The sequence below is a fragment of the Bradyrhizobium sp. 2S1 genome, from assembly GCF_011516625.5.
GTDB lineage: Bacteria > Pseudomonadota > Alphaproteobacteria > Rhizobiales > Xanthobacteraceae > Bradyrhizobium > Bradyrhizobium septentrionale.
Map to the genome: position 1 here is coordinate 6741004 of NZ_CP147717.1, position 18088 is coordinate 6759091.

The 18088-nt window shown below is 64.4% G+C and carries 17 protein-coding genes and 1 pseudogene; 12 read left to right on the top strand and 6 right to left on the bottom strand.

Going from position 1 to position 18088, the window contains the following annotated elements:
- Positions 1-34: 34 nt before the first annotated feature.
- Genes HAP54_RS31705 through HAP54_RS31725 form a run of 5 tightly spaced genes read left to right on the top strand, consistent with a single transcriptional unit; the run spans position 35 to position 4861 of the window.
- Entirely contained in the window at positions 35-580 is a 546-nt protein-coding gene (locus HAP54_RS31705) for an ABC transporter ATP-binding protein (protein WP_224741700.1), read from the top strand.
- Positions 581-594: 14 nt separating this feature from the next.
- Positions 595-1461: a branched-chain amino acid ABC transporter permease gene (locus tag HAP54_RS31710; protein ID WP_166294148.1), complete on the top strand. Its 867-nt coding sequence runs from the start codon at positions 595-597 to the stop codon at positions 1459-1461.
- Positions 1461-2486 (top strand): branched-chain amino acid ABC transporter permease, encoded by a 1026-nt coding sequence (locus HAP54_RS31715; protein ID WP_210297514.1) that lies wholly within the window; start codon positions 1461-1463, stop codon positions 2484-2486. The genes HAP54_RS31710 and HAP54_RS31715 overlap by 1 nt, the downstream gene beginning before the upstream one ends.
- A 60-nt stretch (positions 2487-2546) precedes the next feature.
- The gene (locus HAP54_RS31720) at positions 2547-4562 is read left to right on the top strand and encodes a tyramine oxidase (RefSeq protein ID WP_166294152.1); all 2016 of its coding nucleotides are present in this window, start codon (positions 2547-2549) and stop codon (positions 4560-4562) included.
- Positions 4559-4861 carry a hypothetical protein gene (locus HAP54_RS31725; protein WP_166294154.1) on the top strand — a complete coding sequence of 101 codons (303 nt, stop codon included), beginning with the start codon at positions 4559-4561 and terminating at the stop codon, positions 4859-4861. Before HAP54_RS31720 ends, HAP54_RS31725 begins: the two co-directional genes overlap by 4 nt.
- Before the next feature lie 59 nt (positions 4862-4920).
- Here the strand turns inward: HAP54_RS31725 and HAP54_RS31730 are convergent, their stop codons facing one another.
- From HAP54_RS31730 to HAP54_RS31750, 5 genes are all read right to left on the bottom strand, one after another.
- Positions 4921-5841: a class I SAM-dependent methyltransferase gene (locus HAP54_RS31730; protein ID WP_166294156.1), complete on the bottom strand. Its 921-nt coding sequence runs from the start codon at positions 5839-5841 to the stop codon at positions 4921-4923.
- 174 nt (positions 5842-6015) lie between these two features.
- Complete coding sequence (locus HAP54_RS31735) at positions 6016-6315, bottom strand: hypothetical protein (protein WP_029080595.1); 300 nt, start codon at positions 6313-6315, stop codon at positions 6016-6018.
- A gap of 245 nt (positions 6316-6560) precedes the next feature.
- Positions 6561-7913, bottom strand: coding sequence for an aminotransferase class III-fold pyridoxal phosphate-dependent enzyme (locus HAP54_RS31740; protein ID WP_166294158.1), 1353 nt, complete (start codon positions 7911-7913; stop codon positions 6561-6563).
- A gap of 119 nt (positions 7914-8032) precedes the next feature.
- A complete protein-coding gene (locus HAP54_RS31745; protein WP_166294160.1) occupies positions 8033-8698 on the bottom strand; it encodes an HAD family hydrolase in 666 nt (221 codons plus the stop codon).
- On the bottom strand, positions 8695-9957 hold the full coding sequence (locus HAP54_RS31750; RefSeq protein WP_166294162.1) for a Tm-1-like ATP-binding domain-containing protein: 1263 nt from the start codon (positions 9955-9957) through the stop codon (positions 8695-8697). The genes HAP54_RS31745 and HAP54_RS31750 overlap by 4 nt, the downstream gene beginning before the upstream one ends.
- Positions 9958-10170: 213 nt before the next feature.
- Here HAP54_RS31750 and HAP54_RS31755 point away from each other — a divergent pair.
- From HAP54_RS31755 to HAP54_RS31780, 6 genes and pseudogenes are all read left to right on the top strand, one after another.
- A pseudogene (locus HAP54_RS31755) lies at positions 10171-11654 on the top strand (aldehyde dehydrogenase).
- Positions 11651-13039: a transaminase gene (locus HAP54_RS31760; protein WP_166294164.1), complete on the top strand. Its 1389-nt coding sequence runs from the start codon at positions 11651-11653 to the stop codon at positions 13037-13039. The pseudogene HAP54_RS31755 and the gene HAP54_RS31760 overlap by 4 nt, the downstream one beginning before the upstream one ends.
- Positions 13039-13836: an SDR family oxidoreductase gene (locus HAP54_RS31765; protein ID WP_166294166.1), complete on the top strand. Its 798-nt coding sequence runs from the start codon at positions 13039-13041 to the stop codon at positions 13834-13836. The genes HAP54_RS31760 and HAP54_RS31765 overlap by 1 nt, the downstream gene beginning before the upstream one ends.
- Before the next feature lie 53 nt (positions 13837-13889).
- On the top strand, positions 13890-14660 hold the full coding sequence (locus HAP54_RS31770; RefSeq protein WP_166294168.1) for an SDR family NAD(P)-dependent oxidoreductase: 771 nt from the start codon (positions 13890-13892) through the stop codon (positions 14658-14660).
- Positions 14661-14717: 57 nt separating this feature from the next.
- Positions 14718-16052, top strand: a complete 1335-nt coding sequence (locus HAP54_RS31775; RefSeq protein ID WP_166202952.1) for an IS1182 family transposase — start codon at positions 14718-14720, stop codon at positions 16050-16052.
- A 150-nt stretch (positions 16053-16202) separates the two neighbouring features.
- Positions 16203-16463 carry a hypothetical protein gene (locus HAP54_RS31780; RefSeq protein ID WP_166294171.1) on the top strand — a complete coding sequence of 87 codons (261 nt, stop codon included), beginning with the start codon at positions 16203-16205 and terminating at the stop codon, positions 16461-16463.
- Between the two features lie 64 nt (positions 16464-16527).
- On the opposite strand, the gene HAP54_RS31785 is transcribed toward HAP54_RS31780, so the two are convergent.
- The gene (locus HAP54_RS31785; protein WP_248114420.1) at positions 16528-17025 is read right to left on the bottom strand and encodes a hypothetical protein; all 498 of its coding nucleotides are present in this window, start codon (positions 17023-17025) and stop codon (positions 16528-16530) included.
- Between the two features lie 254 nt (positions 17026-17279).
- On the opposite strand from HAP54_RS31785, the gene HAP54_RS31790 reads away from it, so the two are divergent.
- Positions 17280-17840, top strand: coding sequence for a DUF3617 domain-containing protein (locus HAP54_RS31790; protein WP_166294173.1), 561 nt, complete (start codon positions 17280-17282; stop codon positions 17838-17840).
- The last annotated feature ends 248 nt before the right edge of the window (positions 17841-18088 follow it).

Genomic DNA, 18088 nt, shown 5'->3' on the forward strand with positions numbered 1-18088 from the left:
ACTCACGCTTTAAGAACAGTAGGTACTAGTTGGCTTGAATGAGGAACGAAAAGGCTCGGTGCATTTCGATGGCGTCGATATCTCGCAGATGCCGGCCGAGGACGTCTCGCGGCTCGGGCTCATCATGGTGCCGGAGGGCCGGCTGCTGTTCGACTCGCTGACGATCGAGGAGAATCTCCTGATGGGCACGGTGAACCGGCGCAAGGGCAGCTGGACCTTGCGGCGGGTGTTCGACCTGTTCCCGATCCTCGAGGAGCGGCGGCGGATGTTTCCCGGCCAGCTCTCCGGCGGCCAGCAGCAGATGGCCGCGATCGGCCGCGCGCTGATGTCGAACCCGCGGCTGCTGTTGTGCGACGAGATTTCGCTCGGGCTCGCGCCTGTGATGGTCGAGCAGATCTATCGCTCCTTTGCCGACATTCGCGGCGAGGGCACTGCCGTCGTGCTGGTGGAGCAGGACGTCAATCGCGCGCTCGCGGCGTCGGAACGGATCTATTGCCTGTTGAAGGGGCGGGTGTCGCTGACCGGCCCGGCGCAAGGCTTGCAGCCCGAACAGCTGACGCATGCTTATTTCGGCAACTAGAAGATTGATGGGACATGATCTGGGTTGAGACATTGATCAACGGTGCCTTGCTGGGCGGGCTCTACGCGCTGCTCGGCATCGGGCTGGCTTTGGTGTTCGGCGTGATGCGCGTCGTCAACATCGCGCATGGCGAGTTCATGGTGCTGAGCGCGTTCTGCGCGGTGCTGCTGGCCAACCTGTTTCCGCAGGTCTCGCCGCTGCTGATGCTGATCCCGGTGATCGCGCTGTCGTTCGGCGTCGGATGGCTCTACCAGGCCTTCATCGTCAACCGGGTCGTGACGTCGCCCGATCCGCTGTCGCCGTTGCTCTTGACCTTCGGCGTCTCGGTGATCCTGCGCAATGTGATGGTCGAAATGTTTGGCGCTGACGTGCGCAGCCTGCAGGTCGGCGAACTCTCCCGCGCCAGCCTCGAGATCGCCGGTCTCAATATCGGCATCATGCCGTTGCTGACGCTGGTGCTGGCCGCGCTATTGTTCATGGCGCTGCAACTCGTGCTGCGCCATACCGAGTTCGGGCGAATCGTGCGCGCCACCGCCGACCGCCGCGACATCGTCCGCCTCTCCGGCGTGAGGCCCGACCGGGTCTACAGTTATGTGATGGGGCTGTCGCTGGCGCTCGGCGCGATCGGCGGCGTGCTGCTCGCGGTGCGTTCGAGCTTCACCCCGTTCTCGGGTGCCGAGCGGCTCCTGATCGCGTTCGAGGTCGTCGTGCTCGGCGGGCTCGGCTCGTTCTGGGGTGCGCTGCTCGGCGGCATCGCGCTCGGCATGGCGCAATTGATCGGGCTGAAGATCGATCCGAATGCAGGGCTGCTCTATGCCCACCTCTTGTTCTTCATCATGTTGCTGATCCGGCCGTCGGGCCTGGTGTCGAGCAGGGTGTGATGCCGATGCCGACACGGACCATTCTGCTGGCCAGCGCCGTCGTTCTGATCGCGGTGATCGCGGGTGCGCCCTTCGTGCTGAACGAGGGCTTCCTGCGGCTGGCGACCGAGTGCCTGCTGCTGCTGACCATGGCGCAGATGTGGAACCTGCTGGCGGGTTATGCCGGGCTGGTCTCGCTCGGCCATCAGGTGTTCATCGCGTTCGGAGCCTATGCGCTGTTCCTGATGTCGGACTGGCTCGGAGTGACGCCGATCTGGGTGCTGCCGGTGGCGCCGCTCGCCGCCGCCGCGGTCGCCGCCATCATCGCGTTTCCGCTGTTCCGGCTGCGCGACGCCTATTTCTCGATCGCGATGTGGGTGTTCGCCGAGATCATCGGCGCCTTCACGATGAAATCGCAGGCGGTCGGCGGCACCTCCGGCCTGCCGCTTGCCACCAGCAAGCTGATCGATTTCGACTGGTTCGAGCCGACCATGTTCTGGCTTGCGGGCGGCCTGACGCTTCTGACCATCGCGGCGCTGTATAAATTGATGACCTCGAGCTTCGGGCTCGGGCTGATGAGCGTGCGCGACAATGATCTCGCGGCGATGAGCGTCGGCGTTGACGTCCGGCACAACCGTTTCGTCGCCTTCGTGCTGTCGGCGGCGGGATGCGGGCTTGCCGGTGCGCTCAGCTTCATGGGCAACCTGTACATCGCGCCGCTCGCCGCATTCGACGTCAACTGGTCGGTCTACATGATGTTCATCGTGATCATCGGCGGCATTGGAACCCTGGAGGGGCCGATCCTCGGCGTCATCATCTTCTTCGGCCTGCGCGAATTGATGACCGGTCCGCTGGGCCTGTCCGGCGGCTGGTATCTGGTTGGGCTCGGCATCATTGCCGTTGTTGTGATGATGGTGGCGCCGCGCGGCATCTGGCCGGCCCTGCGCGACCGCCTCGGCATGCGTTTGCTGGACGTGCACCGCACCTCGCCGCGCCCGGCGGGGGCCGCGATCGAGCCGGGGCCGTCGGAGCAGGTGGCCGGATAAGGCTTCACGCCGTCGCCGTTGCTTGTATTCTGACGGCTCCAGTTTTGAGGAGAGGGCGCAATGGCGCTGATATCGCGGGTTGGCGGATGGGCATTGGCCGGTCTGGTTGTGGTGACGCTGGCGGCGCCGTTTCCGTCGCGAGCTGAGCGTCGGATGTGGCCGCAGGTCGCCGCCATGCACCCGATGGACGGGCTCACCACAGACGAGATCCGCTCGATCTCCGACATCCTCCGCGCGGCCGGCAAGTTCGACGACACCACGCGGGTCGTCTCGATGACGATCGAGGAGGATCCCAAGGACGAGGTGCGGGCGTGGCGGCCCGGACAACCATTCGCGCGCCGCGCCGTCGCGACGCTGCTGAGCGGGGGGCATCTCTATGAAGCGCACATCGATCTCGCCGCGCGCAGCCTGCTCGGCTGGGACGAGGTCAGGGATCATGAGGCTGCGCTGACGATCGACGAGCTGATGTCCGCCGGCGACCTGCCGAAGCAGGACCCGCGCTGGGTCGCCGCGATGGCGAAGCGCGGCATCACCGATTTCCGCAACGTGTTGTGCCTGCCGCTGACGGTCGGTCCGGTGACCGATCCCGCCATGAAAGGCCGCCGCCTGCTCAACGTTCCCTGCGTCGATACGTCGGGCGCCGCCAACAATCTCTGGGGCAAGCCGATCGAGAACCTGTTCGCCCAGGTCGATCTCAGGAGCAAGACGGTGCTGTCGGTGACTGATCTCGGCGTTGTGCCGCCGCCGCCGCCGCAGACGCCATCGCACGCCTATTCCGACTCGGGAAAATTCCGCAAACCGCCGAAGCCGATCGAAATCACCGCGCCGCAGGGCAGCAACGTGAAAGTCGAGAGCGGGCAGGTGCGCTGGGACAATTGGTCGTTCCATGTCCGGCTCGAGCCGCGCGTCGGCGCGGTGCTGTCGCTGATCCGCTACGACGATCACGGCACGTTGCGCGACATCGCCTACCAGATCTCGGCGAGCGAGATGTTCGTGCCCTACATGGATCCGGCCGAGACCTGGTCGTTCCGCGCCTACATGGATATCGGCGAATACGGTTTTGGCGTGCTCTCCAGCGAATTGCAGCCCGGTGCCGACTGCCCCGAAGGCGCGCATTTCCTCGACCTGACGATCTCGGACACCAAGGGAATGCCGGTGGTCTCCAAGGGCGCGGTCTGCATCTTCGAGCGCCCGACCGGTGATCCGATCTGGCGCCACAGCGAGCTGATCAACAACACCGCCGAGGTGCGACCGAACAACGAGCTGGTGGTGCGGATGGCGCCGGTGGTCGGGAACTACGACTATCTGGTGGACTATGTGTTCGACCGTGCCGGCAATATCGACGTCCGGCTCGGCGCCTACGGCATCGATGCGACCAAGGGCGTGGCGAGTAAAACTCTGAGCGACCCGACGGCCGCGCAGGATACCGCCTACGGAACGTTGGTCGACGAGCGGCTGCTTGCGGTCAATCACGATCACTACATGACGTTCCGGATCGACATGGACGTCGACGGCACCCCGAACCGGCTGGTCGAGGATCGCTTCAGCGTCCGGCGGCTGGAGCAGGGCCAGCGCAAGAGCCTCTGGCAGGTCGAGAGCAAGCCGGTCGCGACCGAAGGGCCGATCACGCTGCCGCTGAACGCGGCGCAGTTCAGGGTCGAGAGCACGGGCAAGACCAACAAACAGGGATATCGCACCAGCTATCAGCTGATGCCCGGTCACTCCGACGTCTCATTGCTCGCCAATGACGATCCGATCCAGCTCCGCGCAGGCTTCAGCGCCTACACGCTGTGGAGTTCGGCCTACGCCAAGGACGAGCGCTACGCGGCGGGCATGTATCCGAACGGAAACGCCGAGGTCGATGGCCTGCCGAAATGGACCGCGGCGAAGCGGCCGATCGAGGACCGCGACCTCGTGCTGTGGTACACGGTCGGCTTCCGCCACGTGCCGCGCGCCGAGGATTGGCCTGTGATGCCCGGCCTGTGGCACGGCTTCCGGCTGAGGCCGTTCAACTTCTTCGATCGCAATCCGGCGCTCGACGTGCCGCCGGCGGTCGAGGCCAAGGGAACGAAATGAGCGGGCGCGTGGATCGCATCGGTGCGGCGTGCGCTCTGCTCGCGGTGTTGGCGGCGCAGCCAGCCGCGCGTGGCGCAGCAGCCGAAAGCAGCGCTGACGATGTGTCCTTGCTCTATCTGAGCAGCAGCGACTGGGCGAGGCAGCCGTCACCGCGCAAGGTCGCGCTCGCAGCCGACTTCATGCGGATCTTCTGTACCGATCAGAAGATGTCGGCCGCATCGCTGGCGGATTGCCTCGACCGCGACGAGGCGGACGGCGCGCCGTTCGAGCGCGCCATGGCCTGTGTCAGTGCGCGATGATACTTACCGTGCCAAGCGATTGGCGTAACGTTGCTCCATCGGAAATCGGATGGGACCTATTACTGCCGCGGCTTTGTCCCACTTCCAAGAATGGCAGGCATGGGGACCTGGAAGCGGTGCCCCTTTCGGAATAGCTGATCCATTCCTTCAGCGACGGCGGCGTTGATTGCCGAGAGAGCTGCGCTGTCTTGTGCAAGCAAAAGGGCCCTTATCCTTACTCCTCCCTGCAACACCAGATTGACCAATCCGGTCGCAGTTTTCAGCAGCAGCGTCTGAACCACAGTAGTTGCAGCGACATCGGAGAAGTCCGCTTGCGCAAGCGCGGCCTTCATATCCTCCGGATCGCCGAACTGGAAGAAATCGGGCCCGTGCGGCAGGGGAACGTCAACACGTCCGTGAACTTTCACCGTCCCCAAGAGAAGGCCGAAGCCATTGGCTGGTGAGGGTCGTTCCCAAACGCTGATCGCCGCGCGGCCGCCGGGACGAAGAACTCGACGCATTTCCGCCAAAGCGCGGTCCGGTTCGGGCACATGGAGGATGCCGTAGCCGCAAACGACGGCATCGAACGCATTATCGGGATATGGCAGATCTTGCGCGTCCCCTTGGCGGCAATCCATCGACGGAACGTTCCGACGGGCAGCGGCAACCATGGCGTCCGAGAAGTCGACAGCGGATACCTTCGCGCCGCGCTCGGTGGCAGCCAGGGCCAAGACGCCGTGTCCCGTGCAGACATCGAGCACGTCACATCCGCCAATGACCCCAGCTGCATCGAGCGTGACATCAACCGACTGGGCGGTCAGCGGACCAAAGCCAGCTTCGTAACCCTCGGACACCGTGTTCCATCCGCTTCGCTCAAAGTCTCGAAAGGCGTCCGGCTGGTTCGATACCTGAATTGGCATATCCCGCCCCCCATCTTCGTGGCGAATGATCGTTCCTAGCTCATCTCGACGAAATCCGGCGCTCTGCATATGTCGGCTCATCGAGGGTGGCCGGAAGTGGCTGGCATACGCCCAGACCGACGCGAATGACCCTGAGTCGACATTGGTTGGCGAGGCGCGGAGTAACGCAGTGCAATCCATCGAAATGGAAAGAAGGCCGCTGGCAATATGTCCGGCGGCCTCCGCGCTTAACGTGCTCGTTAGGCAGCGCCCCGACTAGAGATCGATGCCAACAGCGATGTTACGGCCCTGTAGTTCGGCAATCTTCATCCCCTCGGCCTGCACCTGCGCGAACTCCGGGTCCTTTGCCACGGCCTCCTGCACCTTGCCGTAAACTTCCCAACTGGAGTAGCGCGTCGTAACCAGTAACTCTCCCGCCCACGCGCCAGTGTGGAAACGGGACAGCCGAAGAAATTCAGCACCGTGTTTTTCGAAGATTTTCTTCGCCCGCCTAACAATCTGGGTCATCTCGTCAGGCTTGTCAGTTTTAAAACGAGTAAATTGCACGATCGGCATGGACTACCTCCATAGTAATGTAAAATGACCAAGAGGCATGTATCGAGCGACGTTTGGGGAGCAAACCTCAACGCAATCTCGATAAAGGTTTGTCTTCATCGATTGATTTTGGTTCAGGGTTCGCAAGCGACAGCGACACTGCCGTATCTCGGAGGATGGGCTCGCATGCGACGGATTGAAGCTGCGGGTAATGGGTGCAGCCGTCCTTGCGGAAGCAATGCATCCCAATCGTATCACACGCGGTCTCAGCCGGCAGCTGAGAGGCCGGCGTCGATCCCTTCGGCGATCCGCCTCACGTCCGCTGTGGTGAGGATCAGGGGCGGCGACAGGATGAGGTTGTTGCCGGAGACGCGCAGCATCACGCCGGCCTCGTAGGCGCTGTCGGCGACCTTCGCCATTGTCTTCTTGTCCGCGGGCTTCTTGCTGTCGCGATCGGCCACCAGCTCGAGCGCGGCCATCAGGCCCTTGCCTCTGACGTCGCCGACCAGCGGATGTTTGGCCTTGAGCGCTGCAAGCGCCCGTGCAAGGTCCTCGCCGCGCGCGGCGGCATTCTCGTCGAGTCTGAGACGGCGGGTCTCGGCCAGTGCCGCAAGGCCCGCGGCGCAGCCGACCGGATGGCCCGAATAGGTGTAGCCATGGCCGATCGAGCCGAATGTAGTGGTGTCGGCCTTGAAGATCTCCGCGATCTGCTCGCCGATCAAGGTCGCGCCGAGCGGGAAATAGCCTGAAGTGATCGCCTTGGCCATCGTCATCATGTCAGGCTTCACGCCCCACAGTCGCGAGCCCGACCACGCGCCGGTACGCCCGAAGCCGGTGACGACCTCGTCCGCGATCATCAGGATGCCGTGACGGTCGCAAATCTCGCGCGCCAGCTTCATGAAGCTGTCCGGCGGCACGATCACGCCGCCGGCGCCGAGCACCGGCTCCATGATGAAGGCGGCGATGGTGTCGGCGCCCTGGAATGCGATCTCCTCCTCCATCGCCGCCGCACAGAGCTGCGCGAGTTTGGCGGGATCGGTCTCGTTGAAGGGATTACGGTAGGTCGACGGCGCGGGAATGTGGAACACGCCCGGCAGCATCGGTTCATAGTTGCGGCGGAAATTGGCATTGCCGTTGACCGAGGCGCCGCCGAAATGGGTGCCGTGATAGCCCTTCTTCAGCGCTAGGAACTTGGTGCGGTCGGCCTGGCCCTTGATCTTCCAGTATTGCCGCGCCAGCCGCAGCGCCGTCTCGACCGAGTCCGATCCGCCCGAGGTGAAGAAGGCGCGCACCATGCCCTCCGACTTGAACCATTCGGTGAGCTCGTAGGCGAGCTCGATCGCGGGACCGCTCGAGGTGCCGCGGAAGCCCGAATAATACGGCAGGGCGCTGAGCTGGTCCGCGATCGCCTGCTTGATCGGATCGCAGCTGTAGCCGAGATTGACGTTCCACAGGCCGCCGACTGCATCGATCACGGTCTTGCCGTCGATATCGGTGACCTCGACGCCTTCGCCCTTCATCACGATCCGCGGCGGCTGCGCCCGCATTTCGGCGGGGTGGGCCATCGGGTGCCAGATCGGCTTGGCGTTGTTCTCAACCAGGAAATTTCTGTCGCGCATGATCGCTCTCTGTCCGGCTAGAGCCTTTTCCGTTCCGATGGAATCGGAGCGGGGCTCCAGACTCTAGTTTTGAGGTGTTTTCTTCACGCGAACCGGTACCCACTTCGCTCGAAAACGCTTTACTCGAATTGCAGCCCGAAATGCCGCAGCGCCTCGCTGTAGGACGCGGCGGGGCTGCGCACGTCGAACAGCACGGTGCGCATGTTGCACGCCGCGGCGCCCGTGATGTTGCGGCGCTGGTCGTCGACGAAAACGCAATCTTCTGCCTGCAGCGCCAATTCGTCCAGCACGCTTTGGTAGGCGCGCGGGTCGGGTTTCAGGATCCCGGTATGGGTGGCGTCGACGATGGTGTCGAAGCGCTCTAGGATGGAAAGACGGTTGCGAAAATCCTCGCCGTAGAACAGGTCGAGCTCGTTCGAGAGGATGGCGAGCCGGAATCCGGCATCGGCGGCGATGTCGATCGCACGCGCCGCCTCGGTGCGGATCACGGTGTCGGGATCGGCGCCGCGCGCACGTTTCACGAAGGTTTCCATGTCGCGCCAATCTTCGCCGAGCATGCGGCCGACCTCGCGGCTGCGGGTCAGCCAGTAGTCGCGTTCCGAAATCTCGCCATGCTGCATGGACGTCCAGAGCGGATCGCTGTCGGGCGCGAATGGTCCGAGCCATTTCAGCGTGCAGGGTGCGAGCCCGAGCGCGCGCTCGGTCAGGTCATGGGTCTCGAACAGGGTTTTTGAGATCACACCGCCGAAGTCGAGCACCAGCGCCTGGGCGAGCGGCCGGCTCATGCGGCAACCGTGGTGCGGCCGGGTGGGACAATGCCGGCCGCGACCCAGCGGTCGAAGATGCCGAGCACGGTTTCATTGAACGCCGCGCTGTTGATGTGGTCCTTGATCTCGTGCAGCTCGACCGGTGCCGCGACCGCCGAGCGCATCGCATCGACAAAGGCGGCGAGGGCATCCGGATCGTGCAAGGCTTCGCCTTCGCGGTCCCATTGCTGGATGCCGCCGGCCGGCAACACGAAGGCAACCGGTGCGCTGGCGCGGGACAGCTTTTCGGCAATCGCCTGTGCGATCCGGCGGCGATCGGCGGACCCCGACGTCGCCGACGCGAGCAGCCGGTTATGGGCGTGGAACGGACGATCCGACAGCTCGTCCGGGACGCCAAGCCATGCCGGGAAATCCACCATGTCGATCGCCCCGGGCGCAACGATCTGCGGAATGCCGGCTCTGCCCGCATTCTCCAATCGGTCGGCGCCGGCATTGACCACCGAGCCGGTCAGCTGGTTGGCGACCTCCTGCAGGCTGAGGTCCAGCACCGCGGCGAAGCCGCGCTGCGCGGCGATCGATTCCATGGCGCGGCCGCCCATGCCGGTGGTGTGGAAGACGACCACCTCATAGCCGCGCCGTTCGAGCTGCGGCTTGAGCTCGACCATGTAGCGCAGGCAGCTCTTGCCAAGCGAGGTGATCGCAACGACCGGCCGGTCCTTGCGCGGTCTGATCGCGCTTTTCGCCGCGCCGACGATCGCGCCGCAGGCTTGCGACAGCACGGCGGTGCAGGTGCCGTTGAGGCCATAGAGGCCGCCGGCCCACAGGATCATCATGAGATCGGCGGCGACGCGCTCGGGCGGGATCAGATGCGAGAAGGCGACGGTCGAGACGATCAGTTTCGGCAGGCCGAGCGGCAGCGCCTGCGCGACGTCGAGCGCAAGGTCGGTTCCCATTGTGCCGCCGATTGCGATCGCGCCGTCGATGGCGTCGCGCTCTGCGAGCTCGCGGGCCAGATTGGCGGCGCCGACCGCCATCAGGGACATCGCGGAGTTCTCGTCGCTGCTGGAGGCGATCGCCGCGATCGTGGTCTGCGCGGCGGCGGCCACCGCGTGCTTGTCATGCGCGGGCTGGTACGGCGGATCGCCGAGCACGCTGATGTCCATCATGATGGTTCGGCCACCGGCACGCGCGATGCACTCGCTCATGAACAGCAGTTCGTCGGCTTTGGTGTCTCCGGTACCGATCAGGAGAATGCGGGGCTGCGTAATCTCGGACATGACCTTCGGCTCGCCGGCAGGCGTAAGGGAGGGTGACAACCGGTTTGCATAGCGCAGGCGGAGCGCTCGGCCATCGTGCGATCACGCTATGGGGACGGCGCCTGCCGTGACATCCACCTATCGGTTGATTGCTGGCAAAGCCTTGATTTGGCGAGGATTGCGTCATGTGAGCAGGTCCGCTGAGGGCCGCTCCGGTCACCACAAATGAGTAGCATGCAGCAAGCCCAGATCGATCGACTACGGTCGGCCGCCATTCCGGCCCAGCACCTCTTTATCGGCGGCCGGCCGATGCCGCCGCTCAGCAAGGCACGGCTCGATGTCGTGTCGCCGATCGATGGCCAGGTGCTGACCACGATCGCCGATGGCGATCCAGCCGATATCGACCGCGCGGTGAAACGCGCCAGGGATGCGTTCGAGCAGGGAGCATGGTCGCGCGCGGCGCCGGCGCAACGCAAGAAAGTGCTGCTGCGCTTCGCCGATCTGATCGAGCAGCACGCGCTCGAGATCGCGGTGCTCGGCGTGCGCGACAACGGCACCGAGATCGGCATGGCCTACAAGGCCGAACCGCTGTCGGCGGCGGGCACCATCCGCTACTACGCCGAGGCCATCGACAAGGTCTACGGCGAGATCGCGCCGACCTCAGGTGACGTTCTCGGGCTGGTGCATCGCGAGCCGCTTGGCGTCGTCGGCGTGATCGTGCCGTGGAATTTCCCGCTGATGATCGGGTGTTGGAAGATCGGCCCGGCGCTCGCCGCCGGAAACTCGGTCGTGGTCAAGCCGCCGGAGCTTGCATCGCTCACGCTGTTGCGGCTTGCCGAGCTCGCGACGGAGGCGGGATTGCCGGACGGCGTGCTCAACGTCGTGACCGGCCGCGGCGCATCCGCCGGCGAGGCGCTCGCGCTGCACATGGATGTCGACGCGCTCGCCTTCACCGGCTCTGGCGCTGTCGGCCGCCGCCTGCTGGAATGTTCGGCGCGATCGAACCTGAAGCGGGTCCATCTCGAGCTCGGCGGCAAGTCACCCAACATTGTCTTTGCCGATGTGCCCGACATCAAGCAGGCGGCCAAGGTCTCGGCGAACGGCATCTTCCGCAACTCGGGCCAGGTCTGCGTTGCCGGCTCGCGGCTGCTCGTGCAGTCCTCGATCTACGATCGTTTCATGGACGAGCTGCTCGCCGCCACCACGAAGCTCAGGGTCGGCGATCCGCTCGAACTGACCTCCGATATCGGTGCCGTCGCGAGCAAGGTGCAACTGCGCAGGAACCTGGATGCCGTTGCCCGCGCGGAACAGCAGGGCGCGAAGCGGCTGATTGGCGGCGAGCAGATTCGCGCCGAGAGCGGCGGCAACTTCATGGCGCCCGCGATCCTCACTAGGTGACGCCGTCGATGGAGGTCTGGCGCGAGGAGGTGTTCGGCCCGGTGCTGTCAGTCACGCGGTTCGACGGCGAGGAAGATGCCATCACGCTCGGCAATGCGACACCCTATGGCCTTGCGTCGGCGGTGTGGACCTCCCGTCTGTCAACGGCGCATCGCATGGTGCGCGCCGTCAAGGCCGGCGTCATTCACGTCAACACTTATGGCGGCGCTGACATCACGGTGCCGCTCGGCGGCTTCAAGCAATCCGGCTTCGGACGTGACAAGTCGCTGCACGCGCTCGACGCCTATACCGACCTCAAGACCGCCTGGATCGCGCTATGACAACTGCAACTTCTGAGCGCAGCGGCGTTCTGAACCGATTGCTCGATGCCGAGCAGGAGCGCTTCCGGGCGCTGCATCCGCGATCGGCAGCGGCCTGGCAGCAAGGCAGGCAACACTATCTCTATGGTGGCCCGTCGCACTGGATGCGGCGCTGGGCGGGCGGTTTTCCTGTTTATGCCGACGAGGCGCAGGGCGCGCATATCAGGGACATCGACGGCCGCGACTACCTCGATTTCTGCCTCGGCGACACCGGCGGCATGTGTGGGCACGCGCCGGAGGCGGTGACGGAGGCTGTGCTGGCTCAGCTCAAGCGTGGCGCGACCATGATGCTGCCGACCGAGGACAGCCTCTGGGTCGGAGAGGAGCTGTCGCGCCGCTTCGGTCCAAAGTACTGGACACTGACGACGTCGGCGACCGATGCCAACCGCGCTGCGATCCGCATCGCGCGCATGATCACCGGCCGGCGCAAGGTGCTTGTGTTCTCCGGTTGCTATCATGGCGGCGTCGAGGAGGCGCATGTCGAGATCCGCGACGGCCGCGTCGGCTTGCGCAACATGATCCACCCCAACGGCATCGATCATGACGCCGTGAGCCGGGTCGTCGAGTTCAACGATGTCGCTGCGCTGGAGGCGGCGCTTGCGCAAGGCGATATCGCCTGCGTGCTGACCGAGCCGCTGATGACGAATTTCGGCATGATCCCGGTCGATCCTGGTTTTCACAGCGCATTGCGCGACCTGACCCGCCGCGCCGGCACCGTCCTGATCATCGACGAGACGCACACATTGTCGTGCGGGCCGGGCGGCTATACCGGGATCCACGGGCTTGAGCCCGACATCTTCGTCGCCGGCAAGGCAATCGCGGGGGGCATCCCCGCCGGCGTGTTTGGTCTTAGCCAGGAGATCGCCGAGCGGCTCTGGAAGATTGTCCCGCACGTTAATCCGCGCGAGCGGCAGTCCGCGCATCTTGGTTTCGGTGGCACGCTGGCCGGCAACGCGCTGACGGTCGCGACCATGCGCGCGGTGCTGGAGAAGGTGCTGACGCCTGAGAATTACGAGCGGATGATCGGAACTGCGACCTGGCTTGCGCAGGAAGCCCGCAGGCTGATCGAGGCGGCCGGTCTGCCCTGGCACGTCACCCAGATTGGCGCGCGCGCCGAGATCATGTTCATGCCAAAGCCGCCGCACAGCGGCGCCGACGTCATTGCGGGTCGGCAGCCCGATCTCGAGACCTTGCTGCATGCGTTCTACATGAACGAAGGCATTCTGGTCACGCCGTTCCACACCATGCTGCTGATGTGTCCGGCGACGTCGGCGCAAGACGTCGACAGGCATACCGCGGCGTTTGCGCGGTTCATCGATCTGCTGCGAGGCACGGGAGCAATCTGATGCAGGCGTTTCCCTTCAATCTCGACGGCCGGGTCGCCATCGTCACCGGCGGCGGCCGCGGGATCGGCGCGGCCATTGTGAGGCGCCTCGCGCAGGCCGGTGCGACCGTGGTGATCGCCAACCGGACGGCTGATGTGGCCGAGGCGCTGGCGCGCGAGCTGGCGGCTGCTGGACGGGCGGCACATTGCGTCCCGTTCGACAGGCTCGACCGGGTTAGCTTGCGCACAATGGTCGACGGCGTCGCGGCCCAGCATGGCCGGCTCGACATCGTCGTGCACAATGCCGGCGGCTGTCCGTGGGCCTCAATCGAGGAGCTCGATGAAGCGAAGCTCGACGAGACGCTGGCGCTGAATCTGAACGCCAGCATCTGGCTCGCGCAGGCCGCAGTTCCGCATATGCGCGCCGTCAGCTTCGGACGCATTCTCGTGACATCCTCAGTGTCGGCGCGCGTCGCGATGGGCGGCGGTGCGCATTACTCGGCGGCGAAGGCCGGCGTCAACGCGTTCATCCGCGGTGCTGCGCTCGAGCTGGCGCGCGACAGCATCACCGTCAATGGCGTCGAGGCCGGCTTCATCGAAAAGCCGGGCCGCGGCACCATGAGCGCGCCGGAGAACAAGGCGAAGCTCGAACGCTTCATTCCGATGGGACACATGGGGAGTGCCGACGACATCGCCTGCGCGATGCTCTATCTCGCTTCCGCCGAGGCCAAATATGTCACCGGGCAGACCATCGTCGTCGACGGCGGCTCGACGCTGCCGGAGACCGGATTTGCCGTCGAGCGGCAGTGGGGACTCTAGATGAGCATGATCTTTTCGGAGAACCGGCTTCCACTTTTCCGGATCATGCTCTGATGCCGCGGCTGGAAGGAAAGACGGCGCTGGTGACGGGCGCAGCCACGGGGATCGGCCGGGCCACGGCGGCGCTGCTGGCGTTGAGCGGCGCGCGCGTCGTGTTGTTCGGCCTCGGCGACACCGACCTTCAGGCCGCTGCGGCCGAGTGCGGAGGGCAGGCGATCCATGGCGACGTCACCCGGCCGGACGACATTGCCAAGGCCGTCGCTGCCTGCGGCGCGTGGCTCGACATCGTCGTCAATGCCGCCGGCCTGATCGTGCCGGATCAGCCCGCAAGCGTCTCCGACGAGGTCTGGGCCAGGACGCTCGACGTCAACCTCACGGGGACCATGCGGGTCTGCCGCGCATCGCTGCCGCTGCTTCGGCCGCGCGGCGGCGCGATCGTCAACATCGCCTCGGTTGCTGCGTTCAATGCCAGCCCGGCTAGCGCAAGCTACGCGGCCAGCAAGGCGGCTGTCGTCGCCTACACGCGCTCGCTGGCCTACGCGCACGGCGCCGACGGCATCCGCGCAAATGCCGTGGCGCCGGGCTGGGTGCGGACGCCGATGAGCGCCTATGAAATGCAGCTGCTTGCTGAGCAGAACGGCACCACCGCCGATGCCGAGTTCCGCGGCGTCGAACGACGGATCGCGCTGGGGCGGATGGCCGAGCCCGCCGAGATCGCCGCGTGCTGCCTGTTCCTGGCCTCCGACGAGGCGTCGTTCGTGACCGGGGCGGTGCTGGTCGCCGATGGCGGCGGCCGCTCGCCGACGCAGAACCGCGCAGTCTAGGAGCTTGTCTGGATAGTCGCTGTTCAAATCTGGTCGGGTCTGATTCAACATTGGGCGATGAGCAAGTATTTTCGGCCTTGGAACATCGATCAGACGCTGCTTCTGCCGCCGAATGTGCAGGACTTCGTGCCGAAAGGCCATGTCTCGCGGTTTATGGTTGATCTGGTGCGGGAGAGCCTCGATCTCAGGGAGATCATGGGCAGCTATGTGAGCGGGCTTGGGCAGCCGCCGTTTGATCCGCGGATGATGGTGGCGCTGCTGCTGCATAGCTATGCGAGTGGGCTGTATTCGTCGCGTCGGATTGCCAAGGCCTGCCGGGAGCGGAACGATTTTGTGATGATCGTGGCGCTGGATGCGCCGGATTTTCGGACGATCAGCGACTTTCGCAAGCGACATTTGAAGGCGCTCGGCGCGCTATTCGTGCAGGTTCTGAAGTTGTGCGAGACGGCCGGGCTGGTCAAGCTCGGTCATGTCGCGCTGGATGGTACGAAGATCAAGGCGAACGCGTCGAAACACAAGGCGATGAGTTATGAGCGCATGAAGAAGCGCGAGGCGGAATTGAAGGCCGAGGTCGCTCGCATGCTGGCGGCCGCCGAGGCGGCGGATGCCTCGGAGGATGAGACTTTCGGCAACAGCGACGAACTGCCGGACTGGACCGTCGACAAGCAGAAACGGCTGGCGAAGATCCAGCAAGCGATGGCGGCGCTGGAAGCGGACGCCAAACTGGCGGCGGAGGAAGAGCGCCGCATCGAGGCCGAAAAGGAACAGCAGCGCCAGGCCGAAGGCCGCAAGAAGCCGGGCAAACCGGCGGCGCTGCCATCGGAGGAACCCAATCCCAAGGCGCAACGCAACTTCACCGATCCGGAAAGCCGCATCATGAAGTCGAAGGATGGCTTCGTTCAGGCCTATAATGCCCAGGCGGCCGTCGATGCACATGCCCAGATCATTGTCGCGCAAGAACTGACCCAGCACGGCAGCGATCAGGGCCAGTTGGTGCCCCTGATCGAGGCCATCGAGAGCAATCTTGGCCGCAAGCCGCGGCAGGCCTCAGCGGATTCCGGCTACTGCAGCGAAGCCAATCTCGAAGCGCTCGACACACGCAGCATCGATGGCTATGTCGCGCCCGGACGCGCCAAGCACCCGACAGTAGCGAACGGAAAAGTCGGCGGCCCGCTGACACAGGCCATGCGAAAGAAGATCGACGATGGCGGCTTCGAAACACCCTACCGATTGCGAAAGCAAGTGGTGGAGCCGGTGTTCGGGCAGATCAAACAGGCAAGAGGCTTCCGCCAGTTCCTGTTGCGGGGCATCGAGAAAGTGCGCGCCGAGTGGACAATGATCTGCACCGTCCATAACCTCCTCAAGCTGTTCAACCTCGCAAACGCAGCCTGAGCCTGCTACTCTACAACAAATGCCCGTCACGAAAACATATCTGGACGGGCTCCTAGAACATCGCGCGGCTTGTCGCGGGCAGGCGGCACCTTGCTATGAATCGGCGGATTTGGCAGTCTCGGCCGATCACGTCATTCGATCGAGGGCGTTATGCAAAAGTCATTTTCCGTGATCATTGCCGCAGCCGCTTCAATCGTCGCTCTGTCGTCGACGGCGGCGCGATCCGGCGACTATCCGTTTGGCGATCCGCCGTACCGGCTGGATTACGTGCAGGAGCCTCAGATCGAATCGGGCTGCTGGAAATGGAATTGGCAGCTGTACCAATGGCAGGATCGCTGCCCGGTCTACATCTATCCGAAGGCGTATATGTTCTCGCGATCGTCGCGCGCCGTGCTCCGCACCAAGGGGTGAGGAGCAGCTCCGCCGCCTGAAGCGCGCAGCGTCACGCCATGAGGTGCAACGCGGAGCCGTGCACTTATGAGTGCGCGATGGTGCAGGCCACCTGGTGGTGCTTGCCGAAGTTGAGCAGCGCGTTTTCCCGGAAGCCGTCCAGCCAGATGCCGCGACCGGCGTAGCGATAACCGACCCCCATCGGAACGTGCCGCACATGGACGCCGCCACGGCCGGTGAGCAGGGAAGCCGTGACCACTTCGCCCTCGACCGACACGGCGCGTGGGCACAGCGGATATTGATGGCCGTTCTCGCAGGTGAACACGATCTCCGTGCAGCTGCCGACCGGTGCCTTCGTGATCAGGCCGAGATCCGCGGCCGCCGCAGGCCCCGAATTGCCTGATAGCGCTGCACCCAAAGTCAAAATGCCTGCGACCGTGTAGCAAAACCGAAAACGCATCAGTGCCCCCTCGTCCAGCGATAGGCTAAGTAAATTGAGAAAAATATCTGACGCCAAATGAGCAAAAAAACCCTCAGAGGTCAAACCGGTCCCGCGCTCGTCCAGCCCATCCGTCGACTGCACGTGCGCTTTGCGGCCTGGTGTTGCGCCCGAAGCGGCGCGCCAGGCACGTTGCAGCGGGATCGGAGCGTCAGGTGTTGCAGGTTTGCTGCAGTGAGTCTGAATTCGGCTGGAAGCTGTCGGGAAGCGTTAACGTGCTTTTGCTGGCCACAATTGGTCTGCAAGTGATGTGACGTATTGAGCCGTGTTCTGGGACTGCGTCGACGCGCTGACCGGACCGCATCACGAATGCATTCGGACGAACATCGGGGGTGGGAATGAACTTCCGTGGTGGCATTGCGCGTTTGCTCCTCATCTCGATGATCGTCTCGGTGCCGTCCCTGATGGCGCATGCACAGACGCCGTCGCCTCCACCGGCGAACGGCAGGGCAGCGGCGGTGCAGCCCGGCGAGGGCGATCAATCCTTTTCCGGTCCGAGCTTCCGCAAGGGCCTGTGGCGCTTCGTGCGGACGCTCGATGTCGCCAAGACCGCCAACAAGAACTTCAAGTATCGGGTGGTCAACGCGGAAACCACGCGCTGTGTCGACCCGACCCACGCCATGAAGGCGACCTTTGCGTCAGGACCGGTCGGGAGCTGCGTTTCGGACAAGCCGGAGAAGGTCGGCAATCAATACACCTTCGGGTACCGCTGCGATTACATGGGCACGGTCAGCACCGTCATTACCGTGCGAAGCGACGAGGCCTATACCGAGCTGAACGAGGTCAGCACCGGCGAGCACCCCAGGACCGACATGGTGGTCGCGACGAGGATTGGCGATTGCGACGATGGCGGCGCAGCCAAGGCCGAAAAATCCGCTGCGGCGGCTTTGCAGCACTAGCTGGCAATCAGACGGCGGGTGGCGGCGGACGAGGCGTCCATTTGTCCACAACCGCGTAGACGCGACGATTCTTTCGAGCCGAAGCTGCCTCGGCCTGAAAGCAACCCGGCATTCACCGTGTTTGGTGCAAGAGCTCGGGAGAGATTTGAGCAAAGGCTAAGCATTTACGGGGTCTTAACACGAAATGCTCCTGAATGATGTGAGGTTGGGCGTGCCGCTTCAAGTGAAGTCACGCGATCCGCATCGTG

Coding starts and splice junctions, on each gene's coding strand:
- HAP54_RS31760 (WP_166294164.1), top strand. CDS start 11,651: ATGACAACTGCAACTTCTGAGCGCAGCGGCGTTCTGAACCGATTGCTC.
- HAP54_RS31720 (WP_166294152.1), top strand. CDS start 2,547: ATGGCGCTGATATCGCGGGTTGGCGGATGGGCATTGGCCGGTCTGGTT.
- HAP54_RS31715 (WP_210297514.1), top strand. CDS start 1,461: ATGCCGATGCCGACACGGACCATTCTGCTGGCCAGCGCCGTCGTTCTG.
- HAP54_RS31790 (WP_166294173.1), top strand. CDS start 17,280: ATGAACTTCCGTGGTGGCATTGCGCGTTTGCTCCTCATCTCGATGATC.
- HAP54_RS31770 (WP_166294168.1), top strand. CDS start 13,890: ATGCCGCGGCTGGAAGGAAAGACGGCGCTGGTGACGGGCGCAGCCACG.
- HAP54_RS31740 (WP_166294158.1), bottom strand. CDS start 7,913: ATGCGCGACAGAAATTTCCTGGTTGAGAACAACGCCAAGCCGATCTGG.
- HAP54_RS31750 (WP_166294162.1), bottom strand. CDS start 9,957: ATGTCCGAGATTACGCAGCCCCGCATTCTCCTGATCGGTACCGGAGAC.
- HAP54_RS31775 (WP_166202952.1), top strand. CDS start 14,718: ATGAGCAAGTATTTTCGGCCTTGGAACATCGATCAGACGCTGCTTCTG.
- HAP54_RS31745 (WP_166294160.1), bottom strand. CDS start 8,698: ATGAGCCGGCCGCTCGCCCAGGCGCTGGTGCTCGACTTCGGCGGTGTG.
- HAP54_RS31730 (WP_166294156.1), bottom strand. CDS start 5,841: ATGAGCCGACATATGCAGAGCGCCGGATTTCGTCGAGATGAGCTAGGA.
- HAP54_RS31765 (WP_166294166.1), top strand. CDS start 13,039: ATGCAGGCGTTTCCCTTCAATCTCGACGGCCGGGTCGCCATCGTCACC.
- HAP54_RS31735 (WP_029080595.1), bottom strand. CDS start 6,315: ATGCCGATCGTGCAATTTACTCGTTTTAAAACTGACAAGCCTGACGAG.
- HAP54_RS31725 (WP_166294154.1), top strand. CDS start 4,559: ATGAGCGGGCGCGTGGATCGCATCGGTGCGGCGTGCGCTCTGCTCGCG.
- HAP54_RS31780 (WP_166294171.1), top strand. CDS start 16,203: ATGCAAAAGTCATTTTCCGTGATCATTGCCGCAGCCGCTTCAATCGTC.
- HAP54_RS31710 (WP_166294148.1), top strand. CDS start 595: ATGATCTGGGTTGAGACATTGATCAACGGTGCCTTGCTGGGCGGGCTC.